General features: G+C 38.7%; 16 protein-coding genes. All 16 read left to right on the forward strand.

The genetic code is table 11. The features are described 5' to 3' along the window. Nucleotides 1-275: 275 nt before the first annotated feature. The 16 genes from ribBA to AC2SLO_RS00080 all read left to right on the forward strand — a co-directional run bounded on the left by ribBA (nucleotide 276) and on the right by AC2SLO_RS00080 (nucleotide 21886). Nucleotides 276-1391, forward strand: a complete 1116-nt coding sequence (gene ribBA / locus AC2SLO_RS00005; RefSeq protein ID WP_486541505.1) for a bifunctional 3,4-dihydroxy-2-butanone-4-phosphate synthase/GTP cyclohydrolase II — start codon at nucleotides 276-278, stop codon at nucleotides 1389-1391. A gap of 11 nt (nucleotides 1392-1402) precedes the next feature. Further along, the gene (locus tag AC2SLO_RS00010) at nucleotides 1403-2569 is read left to right on the forward strand and encodes an alpha/beta hydrolase (RefSeq protein ID WP_486541503.1); all 1167 of its coding nucleotides are present in this window, start codon (nucleotides 1403-1405) and stop codon (nucleotides 2567-2569) included. Between the two features lie 74 nt (nucleotides 2570-2643). Beyond that, nucleotides 2644-4782: an ATP-dependent helicase gene (locus tag AC2SLO_RS00015; RefSeq protein WP_486541501.1), complete on the forward strand. Its 2139-nt coding sequence runs from the start codon at nucleotides 2644-2646 to the stop codon at nucleotides 4780-4782. A gap of 429 nt (nucleotides 4783-5211) precedes the next feature. Continuing rightward, the gene (locus AC2SLO_RS00020; protein WP_486541499.1) at nucleotides 5212-6366 is read left to right on the forward strand and encodes a polysaccharide biosynthesis/export family protein; all 1155 of its coding nucleotides are present in this window, start codon (nucleotides 5212-5214) and stop codon (nucleotides 6364-6366) included. Between the two features lie 218 nt (nucleotides 6367-6584). Then, complete coding sequence (locus AC2SLO_RS00025; RefSeq protein WP_486541497.1) at nucleotides 6585-7019, forward strand: low molecular weight protein-tyrosine-phosphatase; 435 nt, start codon at nucleotides 6585-6587, stop codon at nucleotides 7017-7019. Between the two features lie 110 nt (nucleotides 7020-7129). Continuing rightward, nucleotides 7130-9409 (forward strand): polysaccharide biosynthesis tyrosine autokinase, encoded by a 2280-nt coding sequence (locus AC2SLO_RS00030; protein WP_486541495.1) that lies wholly within the window; start codon nucleotides 7130-7132, stop codon nucleotides 9407-9409. Nucleotides 9410-9503: 94 nt separating this feature from the next. Then, on the forward strand, nucleotides 9504-11516 hold the full coding sequence (locus tag AC2SLO_RS00035; RefSeq protein WP_486541493.1) for a polysaccharide biosynthesis protein: 2013 nt from the start codon (nucleotides 9504-9506) through the stop codon (nucleotides 11514-11516). Nucleotides 11517-11585: 69 nt separating this feature from the next. Then, a complete protein-coding gene (tviB, locus tag AC2SLO_RS00040) occupies nucleotides 11586-12872 on the forward strand; it encodes a Vi polysaccharide biosynthesis UDP-N-acetylglucosamine C-6 dehydrogenase TviB (protein WP_486541491.1) in 1287 nt (428 codons plus the stop codon). 67 nt (nucleotides 12873-12939) lie between these two features. Then, nucleotides 12940-13968, forward strand: a complete 1029-nt coding sequence (locus AC2SLO_RS00045; protein ID WP_486541489.1) for an NAD-dependent epimerase/dehydratase family protein — start codon at nucleotides 12940-12942, stop codon at nucleotides 13966-13968. A 3-nt stretch (nucleotides 13969-13971) separates the two neighbouring features. Beyond that, entirely contained in the window at nucleotides 13972-15210 is a 1239-nt protein-coding gene (locus tag AC2SLO_RS00050; protein ID WP_486541487.1) for an oligosaccharide flippase family protein, read from the forward strand. Nucleotides 15211-15467: 257 nt separating this feature from the next. Further along, nucleotides 15468-16316 (forward strand): glycosyltransferase family A protein, encoded by an 849-nt coding sequence (locus tag AC2SLO_RS00055; RefSeq protein WP_486541485.1) that lies wholly within the window; start codon nucleotides 15468-15470, stop codon nucleotides 16314-16316. A gap of 70 nt (nucleotides 16317-16386) precedes the next feature. Continuing rightward, a complete protein-coding gene (locus tag AC2SLO_RS00060; protein WP_486541483.1) occupies nucleotides 16387-17610 on the forward strand; it encodes an O-antigen polymerase in 1224 nt (407 codons plus the stop codon). Nucleotides 17611-17703: 93 nt separating this feature from the next. Beyond that, a complete protein-coding gene (locus AC2SLO_RS00065) occupies nucleotides 17704-18786 on the forward strand; it encodes a glycosyltransferase (protein ID WP_486541481.1) in 1083 nt (360 codons plus the stop codon). A gap of 34 nt (nucleotides 18787-18820) precedes the next feature. After that, nucleotides 18821-19963 (forward strand): glycosyltransferase family 4 protein, encoded by a 1143-nt coding sequence (locus AC2SLO_RS00070; RefSeq protein ID WP_486541479.1) that lies wholly within the window; start codon nucleotides 18821-18823, stop codon nucleotides 19961-19963. Nucleotides 19964-20086: 123 nt separating this feature from the next. Further along, complete coding sequence (locus tag AC2SLO_RS00075; protein ID WP_486541477.1) at nucleotides 20087-20689, forward strand: sugar transferase; 603 nt, start codon at nucleotides 20087-20089, stop codon at nucleotides 20687-20689. Nucleotides 20690-20698: 9 nt separating this feature from the next. After that, nucleotides 20699-21886 (forward strand): type III PLP-dependent enzyme domain-containing protein, encoded by a 1188-nt coding sequence (locus tag AC2SLO_RS00080; protein ID WP_486541475.1) that lies wholly within the window; start codon nucleotides 20699-20701, stop codon nucleotides 21884-21886. The last annotated feature ends 16 nt before the right edge of the window (nucleotides 21887-21902 follow it).

Genomic DNA, 21902 nt, shown 5'->3' on the forward strand with positions numbered 1-21902 from the left:
AGATAATCAACGCGAGCAGCACAGCTTACAATTTATGCAGTGGCTACAATCGCAGCCCAATACAAAATCATCTTAGTGCTATTAGATCGTCTTAGTAGCATTAAATCATCTTAGTAGGGTTAATAAGAAGCTCAATCACACTGAATACGGTTAATCATTTCAATACCGTTGATTCATGGCAGTTAATGGCACTAAACCTCAGTTAGGGGTACAATGGTCGCCTATAAAATCCTTGACTAAACAACATTATTAAACAATAAAAGAGATCCATTGCTATGGCACTAGATAATATTAAAGACATCATTGAAGACATTCGTGAAGGCAAAATGGTCATCTTGATGGATGATGAAGACCGTGAAAACGAAGGCGATTTGATTATAGCAGCCACTCACATCAATCCTGAAGCCATTAACTTCATGATTACCCATGCACGCGGTTTGGTTTGTTTGACCTTGACCGAAGAGCGCTGCCGTCGTCTTGAATTACCGCTAATGAGTGACCGTAACCAAGCCAAATTTAGCACCAACTTCACAGTATCGATTGAAGCTGCTGAAGGCGTAACCACGGGTATTTCTGCTGCGGATCGCGCACGTACTGTTCAAGCTGCTGTATCGTCATCAGCAAAAGCAGAAGACATCGTACAACCCGGTCATATTTTCCCAATTATGGCGCAAAATGGCGGCGTTCTGCACCGTGCCGGCCATACTGAAGCAGGCTGCGACTTAGCCCGACTAGCCGGCCTTGAGCCAGCAGCGGTTATCGTTGAAATTATCAATCCAGATGGCACCATGGCCCGCCGTGATGACTTAGAAAAATTTGCCGCAGAGCATGACCTTAAAATTGGTACCATTGCTGACTTGATTAACTACCGTATTGCCAATGAGCAAACCGTAAAAGAGGTGAATAAACGCCCCTTTGAAACTGACTTTGGCACCTTCACCTTATATCAGTTCCAAGAATATGGTGCGTCAGAGACGCATTTAGCCTTAGTCAAAGGCGATCCAAGCGAAGGCGTGAGTACCGTACGTGTGCATGGCTTCCATCCTTTACGTGATTTATTCGCAGCTAAGCGTGATGAAACCGGCCGTAGTGGTTGGAGCGTGCAAAGCTCACTAAAAGAGATCAGTCAGTCTGAACGTGGTGTGTTGGTGTGGATTGGTAACAATGAGCCTGTAGATCTTGGGGAGGTATTAGAACGGGCGACCAATAATCAGTCGCTATCGACGTTATCTAATCAGCCTTACCGCAGTATTGGTGTTGGCGCACAAATTTTACGTCACCTAGGCGTGCGTGATATGCGTTTATTATCAACCCCGCTGAAATTCAACGCCCTATCTGGCTTTGATTTAAATGTGGTTGAATGTATTGACTCGCCAGACTTTAACGCTTAATGACAACAGCTATGCTTAAAGTATTGGGTAAAAAAGTCGTCAGTGGCAATCTATTAAATAGCTCCCTAGTAAAAAAACCCCTATTAAATAACGCCCTACTAAATAGCTCCCTATTAAATAGATTGCCACTAAACAGTCGCTTGTTGCAGCCGTATCATCTACGTTTGCAACATGTGGTTGCGGATGATGGCTTCTTGATTCCAGTCAATGTGATTGGCGAAGGCGAACCTGTTTTGCTGTTACATGCCTTTGGGATGGACGCGCGGCAATTTCTGCCTTTTATTTTACCGCTAACAAAGCAGTTTCAATTTTATCTACCCCATTTGCGTGGTTGGGGACTTGCGGCTGATAGCCCTTCAACGCAGTTTGATTTTATTGAGCAATATGCCGATGATGTTGACGTGTTGCTTGAGCATATTTGTCATACTCATCAGGCTGAATCGATAGATGTGGCAGCGATTTCTATGGGTGCCTTAGTGATGTGGGCCTATTTTAATCGTCATCCGCACTCACCTGCTGCATCTGTTGATTTAATTAGCGCTCGTCAATCTACTATCAACAGTGACCGCCCAAACAACAGTACCCGCCCAAATCGAGTGCGTCGTTATCTAAATATTGACCAATCTCCGATTGTGCATAATCAGCCTGATTGGCAGGGTGGTGTTTTTGGCGATAAACAAGCGGAGGTCTTTGAACAGTTTAGTGACGTACTTGAGGCCACGCTACCTTATACCAATAAGTTAGACACTCAAAAAACAGCCATCACTGAGTTTAGCCATCTGCCTTATCCGGTTAAACAGCAAATCGTCAAAATGGAGACTGCTTTCTCCCTAATGTCAGTAGATCGCCCCTCATCGCGCTGGTTGGTGAATGCCATGGCCTATCAAGCGCCGCATAAACTGGCACTTTATGAGCACAAGACATGGCGACAGAAGCTGCATGGTCTAGAGGCTTACCTGACTCTACCTTATGATTATCGAGAAGCACTGACAACCTCGACACCCACTACGCTATTAATTGGCGGTCGGTCAAAGTTATATGACCCTGCTTGGCAATATAAAGTCGCAGACTCCCTACCTAATAGTACTGTTATTAAGATTGCACATTCCGGCCACGCTATACCTATGGATGCGCCGGTGCAATTCACTCATGCTCTTAAACAATTTTTGACCCAATAATCCAATTAGGGACACGCCCTACTTTATATTCCTTTTTGAACCCTTGACCGCCAATGACCCAAAAAGGGGATACTATGACTGACACCTTATTTGACACCCATACCTATACTTATCCGCTGCTACATGATGACATCAGAGGTAAGATTGGTAACCTACGTCAGTCCATTGCAAAGCTTGAAGCCAATCTCATCACGCCAGAATCTATATCTGAAAACAATGATGACTCAAAGGTTGATGATTTAGAACTGTCTGTCGATTATCTTAATGAATTAAACCCAAGTCAGCGCTTGGCAGCGACTACTATTCAAGGCAAAGCGCTTGTTATTGCTGGCGCCGGATCTGGTAAAACCAAAACCTTAACTTACCGAACCAGTTACCTGATTGAAAAAGGTGCAGCGCCGAATAGTATTCTATTGCTTACCTTTACCCGTAAAGCTACTAATGAGATTAAAAGTCGGGTCAAAACCTTACTGTCAGATCGCCTACCGGATAACCAAAACCCTAATGATATTACTAGTGGCACCTTTCACTCGTTTTGTAATATGCTGCTGCGTCGCTACTCGGGGCTGTTAGGCATTAACCCAAGATTCACTATTTTAGATACCGGTGACAGTGAGGATGCGATTGACCTTATTTGTAAAGAAAAAGGCTATTCTGCCAAAAACACCAAACAGGCCTTCCCGCGTAAAAAACGCCTGCAAAATATTATCTCTACTTCGCGCAATCGCCGCATCCTTATTCGTGATTTAATTGAAAATGACTATCCTGATTTAATCATTCATATAGATGCAATTGAACAATTGGCTCAAGAGTTTCATCATTATAAACGTGCCAATCACCTTTATGATTTTGATGACATTATCGGTCAAGTGGTCATGCACCTAAAGACTAACAAACAGTTCCGTAAAATCCTGCAAGACACTTACCGTCATGTGATGGTCGATGAGTATCAAGATACCAATATTCCGCAAAAGCAGCTGATTGACTATATCTGCGAGCCTGAAAATGTATCGTTAATGGTGGTCGGTGATGATAATCAGAGTATTTATGCCTTTCGCGGGGCTAATTATGAAAACATCCTGTTATTTGGCGACAGCTACCCAGAAGCTAAGCTGATCAAACTCGAGCAAAATTATCGCAGTACGCCCGCTGTGCTCGATTACGTCAATGCCTTATCGGAGCAAATCACTCTTGGCTATCAAAAGAAGCTCTTCTCAGATATGCCGATACAAGGACTTAAACCGTCCTTTTGTCGACGCAGTAATGAGACACAAGAGGCCAAATATATTGCTGATAAAATCATCGAATTAAAGCCCGAGCACGACTATAATGATTTCGCAGTACTGGGGCGCACCTCCTTTCAGTCTAGCCATATCCAGATAGAGTTTATGGAGCGCGGTATTCCTTTTATCGTAGTTGGCGGTATTAAGTTTATTGAAAAACGCCATATTAAAGACATCTTGGCATTGGTTAAAATATTATATAATCCCAATGACACTATTTCTTGGCACCGTATTTTGACGCTATTTAAAGGGGTTGGTAGTGTTACAGCGACTAGACTGACCCAATCGATTAATCAGCAAGGCAACTCTTTAGAACCACTGCGCGACCCTAAGCTTAATAAAAATAATGAGCAGCTCGCTGAGTTGTATCATGTGCTCACTCAAGCCGAACAGGCTGAATCGATAACCGATATTATCAATAAACTGATTGAATTTTATATGCCGGTATTAAAGGCTATTGAAGATAATTGGCGTGAACGTGCTGAAGATTTTCGCGTACTTAAGAGCTTGGCGCAAGAGCATGCGAGTATTGAACGCTTTTTGGAGAACCTTGCGCTCGATCCGCCTAATGATTCTGTTGCCACCCAGGGCGAAGCTGCGGCGCAAGACAATGACGCAGTGACGATTTCGACGATTCACAGTGCAAAAGGACTTGAGTGGCCAGTGGTATTTATTAATGCCTTGGTAGATGGCTTAATGCCGCATCATCGCTCATTAGACGACTTTGAATCGTTAGAGGAAGAACGTAAACTGTTTTACGTTGCATGTAGTCGAGCCAAAACTCATTTGTATTTAACGGCGCCAAATTATTTTTCGAGCTTCTCAGGATATTTTGACAAAATCTCTCGGTTTATTAGCGAAGTGCCAAAAAATACAGTTGAGGTTGAAGAAGATGCCAAGACAAAAGTTACTGAGCCTGAATGGTGGTAGTGATCTCTTTAAGCACAATTTTCTTAGCTGACTAGGATTTGAGTATAAGATTTAAGTTATATTTAGAATAAGCCCATTGAAAGCAAGTTTATTGCTCCTAGTGCTATGACTACTACTCTAGCCTATATTTGAGCTTATTTTACTGCTATCGGCTCTACTATTAAATCCCTACTGCTATAGCAACTATCCTCTTTTTTATAGTAAGATACGCGCATATTGAGACAGCGCACTTAATTTAGTGTTAAAATAGCGGTAATAATGTATACATTTTGAGCACAGTTTATAAAGCATATAGACTTATTAAAGATCCAAGCTGTCTTATGTACTGAATTTAATGACGTATTTAAATTCAATTAATTGTATTAAGCTCAACAAGATAAGACCTATGCTGTTGTAAAGCGTCGTCGTAAAAAAGGTAGAGAAGTTAACATGAATGTTTTAAAACGTCCTCAATCATTGCTTACTAGCACCACTTTAGCGGTGCTTATCGGGTTAACTTCAGGATGTACCAGTATAAACTCTGGTCTGCAATCTGGCGAACTACCACCACAAGGCGCCTTTATTGCAGACAATGGTATGCAATTTAATATTCAGCCATTAAGCTTAGCAAATTTACCTTCTTCACCCACTTATAGCGGTTTGAATAACAGTCATCCAGGCTTAGGGACGAAGAATTCACGCGTGCGTGAGTTATTGAGTGGGTCAAAATCTCGTGGCTCTGAATATCGTATCTCAACCAGTGATATCTTAAACATTAACCTGATTAGCTATCCGGAAATTACACCTCCTAATACGACATCCGTTAATGCATCTAACCCCTACGCATCAGGCTATCCTGTCGATCAACAAGGCTATATCCAGTTTCCATTGGTTGGCCGTGTTAAGGCCAGTGGACTCACCGTGAGTCAATTCACTGCCAGCTTACGTAGTCAACTACAGCGTTATTTAAAGTATCCTGACCCTCAAGTGAAGATCGTTAACTTCCGAGGCAGTAAATTCTTTATCGATGGCGAAGTGCGTCAACCCGGTGAGTTTAATATCGCGGATGCCCCAGTAACTCTATACAGTGCGATATCTTTAGCAGGTGGACAAACACCTGAAGGCGACACCAATAGTGTGGTATTAACACGTAATGGTACTCAGTATCATCTAGGCTTACGCGATCTACAAGAAATGGGCATATCTGCGAATCAAATCTATTTACAAGATGGTGATTCAGTCCATGTAAATAGCTTAGATCGTAATAAGGTATATGTATTGGGTGAATTCGGACAGATTGAACCAGTAGAAATACCTGAACAAGGGTTAACGCTAGCCCATGTTATGGGACAGTCACGCGGCTTAAACCCATTAACGGCAGATGCGGCAAAAATCTATATTGTTCGCGACCATGGTAACGCTTCTTATACTGATATATATTATGTTAATCTGCAAACGGTGACCAACTTGGCATTAGCCAATCGCTTTGAGATGCAGCCTAATGATATCGTCTATGTCGATCCTACTGGCTTAACGCGCTGGTCACGATTTATCAACTCGATCTTACCGTCATCAACCGCTATCCGTCAGTTAGCGACGCTGTAGATGGTCAACGCCGTTTAGTCTGTTTTAGCGTTTTGCAGTGTTTTTATGATTTCTTATGCATAGTTAGAATTTGTGGCGACTGGGTATCATTTATTCGCTTGCTGTACAGTAGTTCCAGAGGCTTCATAAATAATCCCTAGTCGCCTGAATCACCGAAATCTAGCTTTTTTGCATAAGTTTTATATTTTTATTTGTTTTAATATTTTGAGTGGTACCCTATGGCATTTGACAATATATTGGTAGTTTGTATCGGCAATATCTGTCGTAGTCCCATGGCAGAAGCGTTATTAAAACAGCGCTTCCCCAATAAGCATATTGACTCTGCTGGTGTGGGCGCTTTGGTCGATCATCCTGCAGACCCTGCCTCTATTAAAATCATGGCAGAGCACAATGAGATCGATATTAGCGACCATGTGGCGAAACAGATCGATGATGATTTGGTACGCAAAGCAGATCTGATCTTTACCATGTCAGACAGTCAAACCAAATGGATCGAAGATCGTTGGCCGTTTTGTCGTGGTAAGACTTTTAAGTTGGGTCACTGGCGCGATAAAGACATTGCTGACCCCTATAAACATGAAATATCAGCATTTGAGACGGCGTATAACGACATCGTCACCAGTATCGACGACTGGCAAGATAAACTGGTGTAGGGTGTCTTGCTCTACATACGACGGGCAAACGACCTGCAAACATAGAGCCGTCTGAGCTAGTATAAACTTAACACTCGATTTAACCCCTGATTTAGATATAGCGAAACCCTATGAGCAAAACAGTGCCAAACCCTGCGACCAATACGACCACTCAACAGGACGATGAGATCGATCTGATTGCGCTATTGCTGACCTTATTACAAGGCTGGAAGATCATCCTTGGCTGTGCGTTAATCGGCCTGATACTAGGTTTTACTTATAGTCGATTTGTGCAGCCAACTTTCAAAACAGATGCGCTGATCCAAATCGATGATAAGTCTTCTGGCATCGCTGCATTAGGTAGCAACATCTCTGAACTGGTGGGTGAAAGTACCAGCCCTGCTGAGACTGAACGCGAGCTAATTAAGTCGCGTATGGTACTTGAGCCGGTAGTGGACAAGTTGCATCTAGATATAAGGGTTAGTGATCCTGCAATAGGCGCGCTAGATCGTATTGCTCAGTCAAGCGTCCCTACTCAGACTAGCACTGATAAAGGCGTGTTCTTAGAGACTGGAGACGGGCAAGTACAAATCGCAAACTTTGAGGTACCGTTGGCCTATCAAGGTAAAACGTTTAATCTGGTGAAAACAGATTCGGGGTTTGAGTTAAGTACAGAATTAAACAAAGAAACTGTTGCTTATACTGGTAACTTAGGAACACCAGTAACCATACGTACGCCAGAAGGTGATATACATATTCAAGTTACTGCATTACCAGCAGTAGGCCATACCATTAGTATCAGCAATCTGTCAACGCCCTCTGCTATTGACGCACTCAGTCAAAATTTATCCGTTTCTGAGCGTGGTAAGCAAACCGGTATTGTTCAACTGACGCTCACTGGCAACGATCAAAAACAAGTGAGCCGAGTATTGTCCAATGTGGTGCAATCTTACGTGGATCAAAACTTAGCGCGTGGTTCTCAGCAAACCACGACGACGATTGAGTTTATGGAGTCTCAGATTCCTCAGTTAAAAGAAAAGCTCGAGCAAGCGGAAGAGGCTTTTAATAAGTTTCGCGAAGAGTACGGCACCATTGATGTTAGTAAAGAGTCGGAAATACTGCTAGAAGAGAGTGCGCAAATAGAGCGGCAATTAAGTGAGCTTAACTTAAAGCAAGCCGAGCTGTTGACCTATTATACTGACGAGCATCCGTTAGTCATTCAGATCAATGACCAACTGGAAGTGCTTAATGCACGTCGTCAAGAAATAAAAGATACCTTATCCGGTCTACCGGAAGTACAGCGTCAGTTCTTACAGTTATCACAAGATATGGATATCAATCGTGAAATTTATCTGACCATGCTGAAGAACTACGAGCAGCTTAAGATTGCGCGCGCCGGTGAGATTGGTTATGTACGGGTGGTCGATATGCCGATTAGTACCTACAAACCTATTGCGCCTAAAAAGCTACAAATTTGGGTATTGGCATTACTACTAGGTACAATGCTGGGTACTTTACTGGTATTTCTTAAGAGCTTACTGCGTAATACGGTTAAAGATCCGGAGCGTTTGGAAGCCAAGACGGGCGTACCAGTTATCGCCACTATTCCACGCTCTAAGACCTCCTTTAATCTCAGTAAAAACAATAATAAAAATAACCGCCGTCTACTTGCAACCGTCGAGCACGATGGACTGAGCTATGAAGGCATAAAAAGCCTACGTACAGCGCTTATGTTTGCCATGCCACCTGTGAGTAAGATAACGACTGTACTGGGTGATAGAAACCAACTACACGATGAACAGTTAACTCATCGCAAGCCTGGTAAAGTCATTGTGGTCAGTGGTGAATCGCCTGGTATTGGTAAGTCCTTTATTGCGTCTAACTTAGCAGAGACGTTTTCTCAGTTAAATAAAAAGGTGCTGATTATCGATGGTGATATGCGTCGTGGTGAGCTACATCATATCTTTACTGTCAATCATAATATGGGACTTGGTGACTACTTAACGGACTCAGCTGGGTTGACTATTGCTGACTATATACAGCCGACTAGCTTTGAATTTATTGACTTTATGCCACGAGGTAAACATCCGAATAACCCTGCTTCGCTGTTGTCCACTGATAAATTTGCGACTATGGTGCTACAGTTAGTATCTGTCTATGATTATATTATTATTGACACGCCGCCTATCTTAGCCGTATCGGATGCGATGATTACCGCACAGTATGCGGATAAAGTACTGATTGTGGTACGCTATAATGATTCTATTGAAGGACAGGTCTCTTATGCGATTAATCAAATGCATAAGGCTAATATCACGGTAGATGGTATCGTGCTAAATGATGTGGTACAAGGCATCACTGACAAATATAGCTACCACTATAACTATGCGTATGGTAATTCGAAAGACTAGCAAGTTAGTATGTCCCTTGAAGCAAGGTAAATGCTAACTGTTAGTCACTCCGTGTTAATCTAATAGACCAGAACATCAAACTAGCGATATCAAAATGCGACACAATCCTAATAAAAGCCGTCATGATAAAAATGGTATTAGTAATAGAAGCCAAACTCACAATAGTGAGGCAGTAGTAAATCAACATACTGAGTTTGGTCAACCTACTGTGCTAAAAAAAGTTGCTGAATGGCTATTAGAATTACCGCGCCCCGCTAAGCAAGCGGTTTTGCTAACGGTTGATTATGCGGTTTCAATACTGTGTTTATTTTTGGCGTTGTCTTTACGTCAAGGGGTGCTCGATGTCAACGCCAGTCCTTTATTGGTCTCTTTATATGGTTTAGTACCTATCGTAGGTCTATACCTCATTGGCTTTTACCGCGGCGTGACACGTATATTCTTTGATACTGATATGCGTAAGGTATTGCTGCTGTTTGTGGGGATATTGATCCTATTTACGGTGGCTTATCTGTTAGAAGGCATTAGCAGTATCCCGCGTTCCGTGCCGCTACTCTATTTATTTATGTTGTTTATATGGCTATGGAGCAGTCGTCTTATCTTCCGCGACTTACTGCTGCGCCTACAGGGTAAGCCTGTTTACTATACGGATGGTCACGGTACATCTGATCGAGATAAGGTCATTATCTATGGGGCGGGGACGTCCGGTACAGCCTTGCTAGATGCCTTACAAACTTCCCCACGCTATCAAGTGGTAGCCTTTGTCGATGATGATAATGGTCTCACTGGTGGACGTATCTTAAACAAAAAGATTTACCCTGCCACTCACATTGAGAAACTGGTTTCTGACCTAAATGTGGCGCAGGTGTTTTTGGCTATGCCCTCCGTCAGTCGCCAACGTCGACGTGACATCATAGATCGCCTTACCGAAATGTCAGTCAAAATCAAGCAACTGCCTAGCCTACATGATATCGCAGAAGGTAAAGTCACGGTCAGTACCATGCGCCGAGTGGATATCCTTGATGTACTGGATCGACAAACGGTAGAACCCGATCAAAAACTACTGGCTAAAAATATTGAAAACAAGAATGTATTAGTCACTGGCGCTGGTGGCTCTATCGGTAGTGAACTGTGTCGGCAGATTATTAAAAATAGTCCTAAATGTTTGGTCCTCTATGAGTTGTCTGAATATGCGCTATATGCCATCCATCAAGATCTACTTGCTTGGCAAGCTCAACATCCTGATCATCCCCATACTGAGATCATTGCTTTACTCGGTAATGTAAACAACCAAGATAAGTTAATTAAAGTATTTAATCAGTATGACATACAGACGGTATACCATGCTGCAGCGTATAAACACGTCCCTATTGTTGAATTTAACCCCTTTGAAGGGGCGATTAATAATGCTAAGGGCACTTATCACTGTGTTAACGCGGCGGTAGAGTCAAAAGTTGAAACTTTTGTATTGATATCTACTGATAAAGCAGTACGTCCTACCAATATTATGGGTGCTTCTAAACGACTGGCAGAGCTGGTGTGTCAAGGGTTTAGTGAGCAAAAGAGCAGTACGACTATTAGTATGGTTCGCTTTGGTAATGTATTAGGTTCATCAGGATCCGTGGTGCCCCTATTTACTAAGCAAATTGCAAAGGGCGGGCCCATTACGGTAACCCATCCTGAAGTAACACGCTACTTTATGACCATACCTGAAGCTGCGAACCTAGTGATCCAAGCAGGCGCAATGGCACAAGGCGGGGAAGTATTTGTACTGGATATGGGTAATCCTGTTAAGATAGTTGATCTGGCACGACGTATGATTCATCTCAGTGGCTATGAGATAAAAGACGATACACATCCCGAAGGTGATATTGAAATAGTATTTAGTGGCCTGCGTCCTGGCGAAAAGCTGTATGAAGAGCTGATTATAGGGGATGACAATATTGAACCAACTGTCCATCCACTGATCATGCAAGCTCGTGAGCACAGCTTTGAATTGAAAGAGATTGAAGCAACATTATCTGAATTATCTACTCGTTCACAACATCATGATGTCAATTGGTTAAAACACCAATTTATCCATTATGTAGACGGCTATAAGCCCAACTGATATAAAGTATCTCAAAAATCTATTAAATATATTTAATACTAAAAAAAACTCTAAATTGAAAGGTGATCCATGTTAAATCTTGAAGACCTTAAGATTGCAGTTATAGGACTAGGCTATGTCGGCTTACCTTTGGCAGTCGAATTCGGAAAAAATTATTCTGTCATTGGCTTTGATATTAATCAAAATAGAATATCAGAGCTTCATTCTGGAACCGATCATACCTTAGAAGTGAGTGAAGAAGAGCTAGCTAGTGCTAAACATTTAGAGTTTAGTTCAACTATTAGGGACCTTGAAGACTGTAACTTTTATATCGTCACTGTTCCCACCCCTATCGATGCCTATAAACAACCCGACTTAACCCCTTTAATTAAAGCTTCTACTGCCATTGGTAGTGTACTTAAAAAGGGCGATATTGTGGTTTACGAATCAACCGTTTACCCTGGCGCAACTGAGGAAGTGTGTATCCCTGAATTAGAACATAGCTCAGGACTTAAATTTAACCAAGACTTCTATGCAGGTTATAGCCCTGAGCGTATTAATCCAGGTGATAAAGAACATCGAGTGACTAACATTCTAAAAGTTACCGCAGGCTCAACGACTGAAGTGGCTGATTTAGTCGATCAGGTATACAACTTAATAATTACTGCTGGCACACATAAGGCGCCTTCTATTAAAGTCGCTGAAGCGGCTAAGGTTATTGAAAATACCCAGCGTGATGTGAATATTGCTTTAATTAATGAACTGGCAGTAATCTTCAATAAAATGGGGATTGATACCGAAGCAGTATTAACTGCTGCTGGTACTAAATGGAACTTCCTACCTTTCCGACCAGGTCTGGTGGGAGGACACTGTATCGGTGTAGACCCTTACTACTTGACTCATAAAGCACAAGCGATTGGTTATAACCCAGAAATTATATTAGCGGGTCGTCGACTTAATGATAGTATGGGCGAATATGTCGTTACGCAGTTAGTAAAAACTATGATTAAAAAACGCATTCAAGTTGAGGGTGCGAGGGTTTTAATATTAGGATTGAGTTTTAAAGAAAACTGTCCTGATGTGCGCAATACCAAAGTGATTGATATCGTTCATGAGCTTGCAGAGTACAACATCGACGTTGATGTCTACGATCCTTGGGTAGATGCTAATGAGGCTCAACATGAGTATGACATTACTCCTATTAATGACATTGCTAATCTAGAACGAAATAGCTACGATGGCATTATCTTGGCAGTGGCTCATAATCAGTTCGTTGAAATGGGTGTAGATAAAATTCGAGCACTAGGTAATCAGAATCATGTACTTTATGATTTAAAATATCTATTTGATAGTGAGCTGAGTGATATTCGTTTGTAAAAAGCTCACAACTATAGAGTAAACCCTATATCTGCTGAATTTATGAAATATAAAAGAGTAACATTCTATGACCCAATACCAAAAAATTCAACAAGACCTAATTGCCACTCCTAAGACTTGGCTTGTCACAGGGGTTGCAGGCTTTATTGGCTCAAACCTTCTTGAGACGTTATTAAAGCTCAACCAAACTGTAGTTGGGTTAGATAACTTTGCTACTGGTTATCAGAAAAACTTAGATGAAGTGCAAAGCTTAGTATCTGCTGAACAATGGCAACGTTTTAGATTTATTGAAGGTGATATTCGTAACTTCACAGACTGTCAAAAGGTCTGCTCAGGTGTTGATTACGTACTTCATCAAGCAGCTCTTGGTTCAGTACCTCGCTCACTTGCTGACCCTATTACGACTAATGAGGTCAACATCTCAGGCTTCTTGAATATGCTAACCGCTGCGCGTGATGCAGAAGTCAAAAGCTTTACATATGCCGCTAGTAGCTCAACCTATGGTGACCACCCTGGCCTACCCAAAGTTGAAGACAAAATTGGTAAGCCGTTGTCTCCTTATGCGGTCACGAAATATGTGAATGAGCTTTATGCCGATGTCTTCGCTCGCTCATATGGTTTCAAGAGCATTGGTTTACGCTACTTCAATGTCTTTGGTCGTCGCCAAGATCCAGACGGTGCTTATGCAGCAGTAATCCCTAAGTGGACTGCTGCCATGATCAAGAATGATACGGTATTCATCAATGGTGATGGCGATACCAGCCGCGACTTCTGCTATATCGAAAATACGGTACAAGCCAATATATTAGCGGCGACAACTCAAAATGAAGACGCTACCAATCAAGTGTATAACGTAGCAGTTGGTGATCGCACTACGCTGAATGAACTGTTTAATGCCATTAGATCTGCATTAGCAGATAATGATGTAACCTACGAGCAGGAACCAACTTATCGCGACTTCAGACCAGGGGATGTGCGTCACAGTCAAGCCGATGTAAGTAAAGCCAACAGCCTACTCGGATATGAGCCGAAATTTAAAATCTCTCAAGGCATTGATAAAGCCATGATTTGGTATTTAAAGAATCAGGATCAATAATTAATGCGATCGATACTTTACCTAATCTTTAGTGTCTTTATAGGTGCTGGCTCAGGTTTTCTTGTACAGCTATATTTAGCTAAAGTGCTGTCCGTTAATGATTATGGTATTTATACGTCTGTAATCAACTTAGTCAACTTAGTAGCACCCATTGTAGCCTTCGGGGTTACAAGCTTTTTATTACGTGCCTATTCCGAGGAAGGTAAGTATGCATCAAGATGGATGAAAGCAGTTATTCAGAAGTTGGTAATAACTACAACACTGGGATTTGTGATCTTACAAGGTTGGTCTTATTATAAAAACGGGCTTGAAAACTACTTCATAATCTATTGCTTTTTTTTCTTATATATGATATCTATTTCATATAATTCATTTACGACTCTTAAGTACCAACTCGAGGAAAACTATAAGCTGTTGTCGATATGGCAATTGGCGCCTAAACTACTAATGTTAGTTTCCTTAGTTTTAGTACTGACTATAAGAACTCCTAGCATTTATAATGTAGCAGTCGCATATAGTTTATCAGCGATAATAGTGGTATTGATGTCTATTATAAGCCTTAAGCAATTAACTAAGGCTGAATTAGCGCTTAAAACACCTAGTAGTTCTAAGTTAAATGATGATGAAGTTAGCCTACTTAAATTATTGAAAAATTCATATCCTTACGGACTCTCTGGATTGTTTTACTTAATATATTACCAGAGCGATATATTAATATTAAGCTATTATTTAGATTATACAGAAGTAGGTTACTATGGCTTCTCTTTAGTATTTGTAACAGCTGTATGTCTCATCCCGGGAGTTTATTTCTTAACTTTCAGATTAAAAAAGATTCATACCTTAGCTACGGCTAATAAAGCTGCTCTAAAACATACATACAAGAACCATATTAAGTATAGTCTTATAGTAGGGGGCTTATTCTTTCTTACATTTATAGTCTGCATAAAGCCTTTTATAACCGTTGTATTTGGTGACAAATACATTCCCGCGCTTTATATTCTTTATTCCTTAGCAGTATATATCCCTATAAAGTTTTTAACATTGAATTCTGATTCAATAATGCACACCAAAGACTTAATCGATACTAAAGTTAAAATTATGGGAGCTGCAGCTTTGTTGAACTTAATTATTAACTTTATTACTATCCCTATCTTTGGGACCATAGGTGCAGTAACTTCAACAATCGTTACAGAAATATTTCTATTTTTTGCTTTCCATGCTGCTTTGAGTCGTAAATTATAAATAACCAAGTTTCATTTAAGCTTTCTTTTAAGAGTGCTGATAAACACATAAGCTAATGTTCCGCAATATTTAATATAGGAATGTAGCAATAGTTTGATTTAAAAATGTACCTCTAAGAACTTAAACAACAGTAGAAGTTTCCTTTACCAATTAATTATCACTTAACTCGATTAGTAACATATATCTTTTTATTCATTTTTCAAACTTATTTAGATATTAGTTTTATCGATAAACTCAAGAAAAGAGCAAACCTTAAAATGATAACAGTAATTACGCCTACTTATAACAGAGCCCATACCCTGCCAATTCTTTACGAATCACTTATAAAACAGACATCAAAAAACTTTGAATGGCTCATCATCGATGACGGAAGCATCGATAATACTACAGAAACTATTAAAAGTTTTATTGCTGAAGATAAAATTCAGATAAGATACTTTAGAAAAGATAATGGCGGTAAACATACCGCTTTAAATATGGCTTTTAAAAAAGTTGTTACAGAGTGGGTATTAATTGTTGATAGTGATGATTGGCTGAAAAACGATGCAATTGAGTATCTAGATATAGAAGCATCCAAACTTAGCAATGATTATATATCTATTTCTTTTCTAAGGGCCTATCCAGATGGAAAAACAATAGGTGACAAATTTGATAATCCAAAAGAATTAAACACCTATTTAGATAGGATTTATCAAAATATTTCGGGCGATAAAGCAGATCTTATAAGGACAGGTTCTCTAAATGGCTTTTTCTTTCCTGAATTTGATGGTGAGAACTTTATGGCAGAATCTCCCATGTTCTTATGGCTTAGTAAAAAAGGTATGACTAAGTTTATAAACTTTAAAGGCTATATTTGTGAATACTTAGACGGTGGCCTAACTGATAATAGTATTAAAAACAGATATCGCTGTATAAACTCAACGTTATACGTTTATAAAAATCAATATAAGCATTACTCTAAATTTAAACTAAAGTTCCGAGCAGCTTCTAATTGGTGGCGATTTAAAAACTTCCGAAGATACTCATCAGGTTCTGTTCCTATACTTTATTTACCCGCTGGGCTACTTCTTAATATAAAAGATAGAATACAAAATAAAATCTCCTGAATCATATTGATTTAATTACTTTTAGATAATTTAAGTTATCAAACTAAAAAATAATATACTATGAGCAATTATGGGCAACATTCAATATATTTTTTTCATTACTAATGCAGTAACAACTATCTCTCTATTACTTTTTGTGGTGAGAAAGTTTGATTTTATTGCTGTCTATATTCTTATATTATTTTTATATAGTGTTGTTTTATTCTTCGGAGTTATCGTTAATCCTTATTCTGGACAATATATAAGTGCATCTCCGGATATTTTTGTAGTAATGGGGCTTGCATATCTTGGCTCCAGTATAGTATTGCTAACCACTAGAACTAACTACCCTATCAAACACCTACAACCCGCAAGTATAGATAAAACTGGATTAAAGGTTATTTTGTTTTTTTCACTTATTGGCTTATTTCTTTATATGCCGATACTGCTTTCGTCTACGAATAAAAAAGAAATTTCAGAAGGAACAGGTAATTTATTGTATTTTATTCTTTATTCTTATTTTCCTGTAGCAGGTTTTTTACTTGCTCTTAAGACAAAAAGCAAATCATTTCTGATTATTTTTAGTTTACTTCTACTTTCATCACTAGTATACGGAGGAAGAGTTGCTTTCACAACTGCGGTTCTCGGGGCCTGTATCTTGTTATTAGAAAACAATCGCCTTAGATTAATATCTAAATACAAACTTGTTATATCAGGTCTTGTAGCCTTATTAGTACTCATATTAAGTAAGCGTCTTTACAGTTATATACTCTTCTACGGAATAAATGAAGGCTTATTGTTATGGTTAGAAAACTTTGATATATCATATTTACTTTCAGGTAGTGAGTTTTTATCTACTTCTCAAATCCTTGATTATGTTTTAGTTAATAATTATAAGTCAGATAAGATCTATTACTTTTATTCTTTTCTAGCCTTACTGCCTATCCCAACCAGTCTATTTGGATACTCTTCTTCATATTTTAATGACCATTTTCAGCCATCTTTATTTTATGGTTTAGATTATGGTCTTGCTTATAATGTGTGGGCAGAAGCCTATGCATCATTTGGGTATGGTGGTGTTGTATTTATATCAATTTTCATACCTTTAATTCTTAGTCTCTTATGGCGGACATACTCAAGTATGAGAAGTAACTTCATGTCTGTTATAATACTTATCATCGGTGTCACTATAGGCTTTTGGATTCAGAGAAACTCTTTAGGGTCTATTTCAGCATATATCAGGAATATTTTTTACCCATTAATTATCGTTTATTTTATTACCACTCTGGTTCATAAACTATTAAAAAATAAGTAGACTTAACTTTATACAAACTAATCCTTTAGTCCATTCTTTACAATTTTTAGGCACCCTTATTACTAACGATTACTAATTGAGCTGAGCACAGGTATGAAAATATTAATGATAGTAACTGGATTAGGGATGGGCGGGGCTGAGCACTTAGTTACCAGCTTATCTGATGAGCTTGTAAATCGTGGACATGACGTCAAGATAATATATTTAACTGGAAAAGCAGTTGTTCAGCCTAAAAATAAGTCTGTTCAGCTTATACCCGTTAATATGAATGGGCCTAAAGATTTTGTTCACGCATATGCTGTTATACGTAATATTATTAAGAACTATAAGCCTGATGTAGTTCATAGCCATATGTATCACGCAAATATAATCTCGAGACTAGTCAGGTTATCCATTCGTATTCCAAAGCTGATATGTACATCACATAGCAGTAATGAAGGTGGGACGCTTAGAATGTTATCCTACCGTTTTACACAGAATCTTGCAGACTTATCCACGAATGTGAGTCATGATGCGGTTAGCTCACTAATTGCGAAAGGCGCAGTTAAAGAAAATAATATTACTTGTATTCCAAATGGAATTGATATCCATAAGTTCACACACGATGATAATTATAGAGAAATAAAACGCAAACAATTAGATGTCGGTAATAAGCTGATGCTTTTAGCGGTAGGTAGATTTCATGAAGCTAAAGACTATCCTAATTTGTTTGAGTCAATTGCCAAACTGATAAAAGTTCGGAAAGACTTTAAACTATACATCGTCGGTGACGGCCCCCTTAAAGATGAATTTGTTAATCAGATTCAGAAGTTACAAATCTCAAACTTTATTGAATTTTTAGGTGAAAGAAAAGATATTCAGCAACTTATGTCTGCATGTGATTTATATGTTATGTCCTCCGCTTGGGAAGGGCTACCTATGGTTATATTAGAAGCTATGTCTACTGAATGTTTAATCGTTTCCACTGATTGTGGCGGCGTGGCTGAAGCTTTAGGGGAAACCGGCTTTCTTGTAGAACCTAAAAATAATAATGCCTTGTCCGACGCTATAAACAGAGCTTTAAACTTGACAGCAGAGGAACGTCAATTATTAGGCAAAAAAGCTAGAGAGCGTGTTAAAGATAAATTTTCTCTTTCTTCTAATGCAGATGCATACCTAGAGATTTATCTCAACTAACTAACCTTTAAACTTCAAAAAGCACTAACTCCTAATGAAACTATTAATTATTGCAAGTCATCCAGTCTCCATTTTAAAATTTCGTGGCCATTTGATTCAGGCTATTAAAAATAGAGGTTATGAAATTCATATAGCTACTCCTCTCTTTGACAGCTACCCTAATGTTTTAAAAGAACTAGAAGCCTTAGGCTACATTACTCATAACATTTCAATGCAACGCACAGGAACAAACCCTATAGCTGATTTAAATACTCTAAAATCACTCTATTCTCTTATGAGAACTATACAGCCAGAATACATACTTACATATACAATCAAACCTGTAATTTATGGAATGTTAGCAGCATGGGCAGCTAAAGTACCTCATAGATTTGCTCTAATTACTGGACTTGGCTATGCTTTTCAGGAAGTAGAAGAGAGCGGAAAACGTAGCTATTTTCAAAGAGCTATTCATGAATTATATCGCCAAGCTTTGTCTAAAACTGAAAAAGTATTTTTTCAAAACCCAGATGACCTTAATTTATTTAAAAAATTAAAATTAATTAATAATAAAACATCTGCAGTAGTTGTGAATGGTTCTGGTGTTGATATCTCTGAATATAACATTAACGATGCTCCATTACCTAAAATCAACAATCAGCCTGAAATAAGATTTCTATTAATCGCACGTTTATTAATAGATAAAGGTATTCGTGAGTATGCAAATGCTGCGAGAATCCTAAAATATAAATATCCACACATTAACTTTGATTTAGTTGGTTATATTGACTCGAATCCATCAGCTATAACACAACAAGAGCTCGACAGTTGGATTAAAGAAGGTCTATTCAATTTTTGGGGTCGATTGAGTGATGTTAAACCAGCTATTGTTGCAAGCTCTATATATGTATTACCTTCATATCGTGAAGGGACTCCTCGTACAGTACTTGAAGCTATGGCCATGGGAAGACCTATAATTACTACTGATGCGCCTGGCTGTCGTGAAACGGTTATTAATGGCTATAATGGATTCTTAGTCCCAGTTAAAGCAGTCAATGATCTTGTTGAGGCCATGGAAAAATTTATTCTTAATCCTGAACTCATAAGATCAATGGGTGAGGCTTCACGTAAAATTGCAGAAGATAAATTTGATGTCCATAGTGTTAATCGAGTGATGATAAATGAAATGGATCTATAATAGAACAATGCAATTAACAGTAATTATATAGTTCTGTATTATATTTAAGTTTTAGTAGATTTATCATTGACTGTTATTAAACTTGTTTAATTATTAATTTAAGATTGAGTTAGGGAGCCTTGAATGTATGAAGTTTACTATAAAAGACTGCTAGATTTCCTGTTCGCCACCTTTGGAATTGTAGTATTAAGCCCTGTATTTTTAGCAACAATGGTAGCTTTATACTACTCTAATGAGGGTAAGCCCTTCTTCATTCAGGAACGGCCAGGGAAAGATGAAAAAACTTTTAAATTAATTAAGTTTAAAACAATGAATGATAAAAAAGACTCCGAAGGGAACTTGCTACCTATGGGAGAGCGTATTACACCTTTAGGTGCTTTTTTACGAAAAACATCTTTAGATGAGATCCCACAGTTACTTAATGTTATAAAGGGTGATATGTCTTTAATAGGACCTCGCCCTTTATTAAAAGAGTACCTACCTATGTATACATCTAAACAAAGACTAAGACATTCTGTTAAACCTGGTATTACTGGCTGGGCTCAAGTGAATGGAAGAAATCAAGTAACATGGAAAGATAAGTTTGAAATGGATGTATGGTATGTAAACAATATCTCTTTTAAACTAGATTCTCTTATATTTTTCAAAACTATTAAGAAAATAATAACAAAGAGTGATGTTGCAGATATCGAATTAGCTGTAACTCAACAAGATTTTTTAGACTGAGTATAAAATATGCATAATTTAGAAACACCGGCTTTTATCGTCAAGAAAGAGACACTTGATACTAGTATACAGTCTCTCAAGTCCTCTTTATCAAAGCATTTTTCAAATAGTATTTTCAGCTATTCCTTAAAAACCAACTCGTTGCCTTACATTTTAAAAATGATAAAAGAAAACGGTGGTTATGCAGAAGTAGTTTCAAGTGATGAATATGAACTTGCCAAAATGGTTGGTTTCGATATTAAAAACATCGTTTATAATGGACCATTAAAATCTAAGTTGACATTTTTAGAAGCCGTTAAAAGTCGAGCTATTGTAAACATTGAGACTAAGCAAGAAATTGATTGGCTTTCAGAACTACCTAAAGATGAAGTTTATTCCGTAGGTATTAGAATTAATATCGACCTTGATATTCTTGCACCAGAAGATGCTAAACAAAATGAAGGTTATAGTCGCTTTGGCTTTTCTCCAGAAAATGACGAGCTGGAGTTGGCGTTACAGAAAATTGCAGAATATAGTAATATTAAGTTAGCTGGGCTACATGCTCATAGAACGACACTGTCTCGTGCTGTAAAGACCTATGAAGAAATAGCTAAATATATTGGTAAGTTAACGCAGAAACACTCTTTAGAACTGGAGTATGTCGATATCGGTGGTGGATTCTATGGCATTATGGAAGGAAAACCAACTTTCGATGAATATTTTACTGCAATAAGTAATGGTTTATCACTATATTTTGATCTAGAACAGATTACTGTTATTGTTGAACCAGGAAATGCAGTCGTTGCATCAGCCATTGATTTTGTATCGCAAGTTGTCGATGTGAAAAAAATCAAAGACTTTTATGCTATTACAACTGATGGCTCTAGAAACGACTTAGACCCTTTTTATAGAAAACAAAGCTACTTCTATTCGATACTTTCTAATAATACTATAACTCCTCAAGTACCGTTGCAGATAATAGCTGGAGGTACTTGTTTAGAGTACGATAAAATCTTTGAGATTCAGGATTCAAAGTTATTAAAAATAGGCGATAAGATCCATTATAAATCTGTTGGGGCCTATACAATGACTCTCTCACCTTTATTTATTAGATACTTTCCTAATGTATATTTATTAGAAAAAGATAATAGTTATAATCTAATTAGGAAAAAATGGTCTGCATCTGACTTCTTCAATATATACAACACAACTAAATAAAATAGCGAATGAGTAA

This window comes from Psychrobacter sp. CX14, from assembly GCF_057396205.2.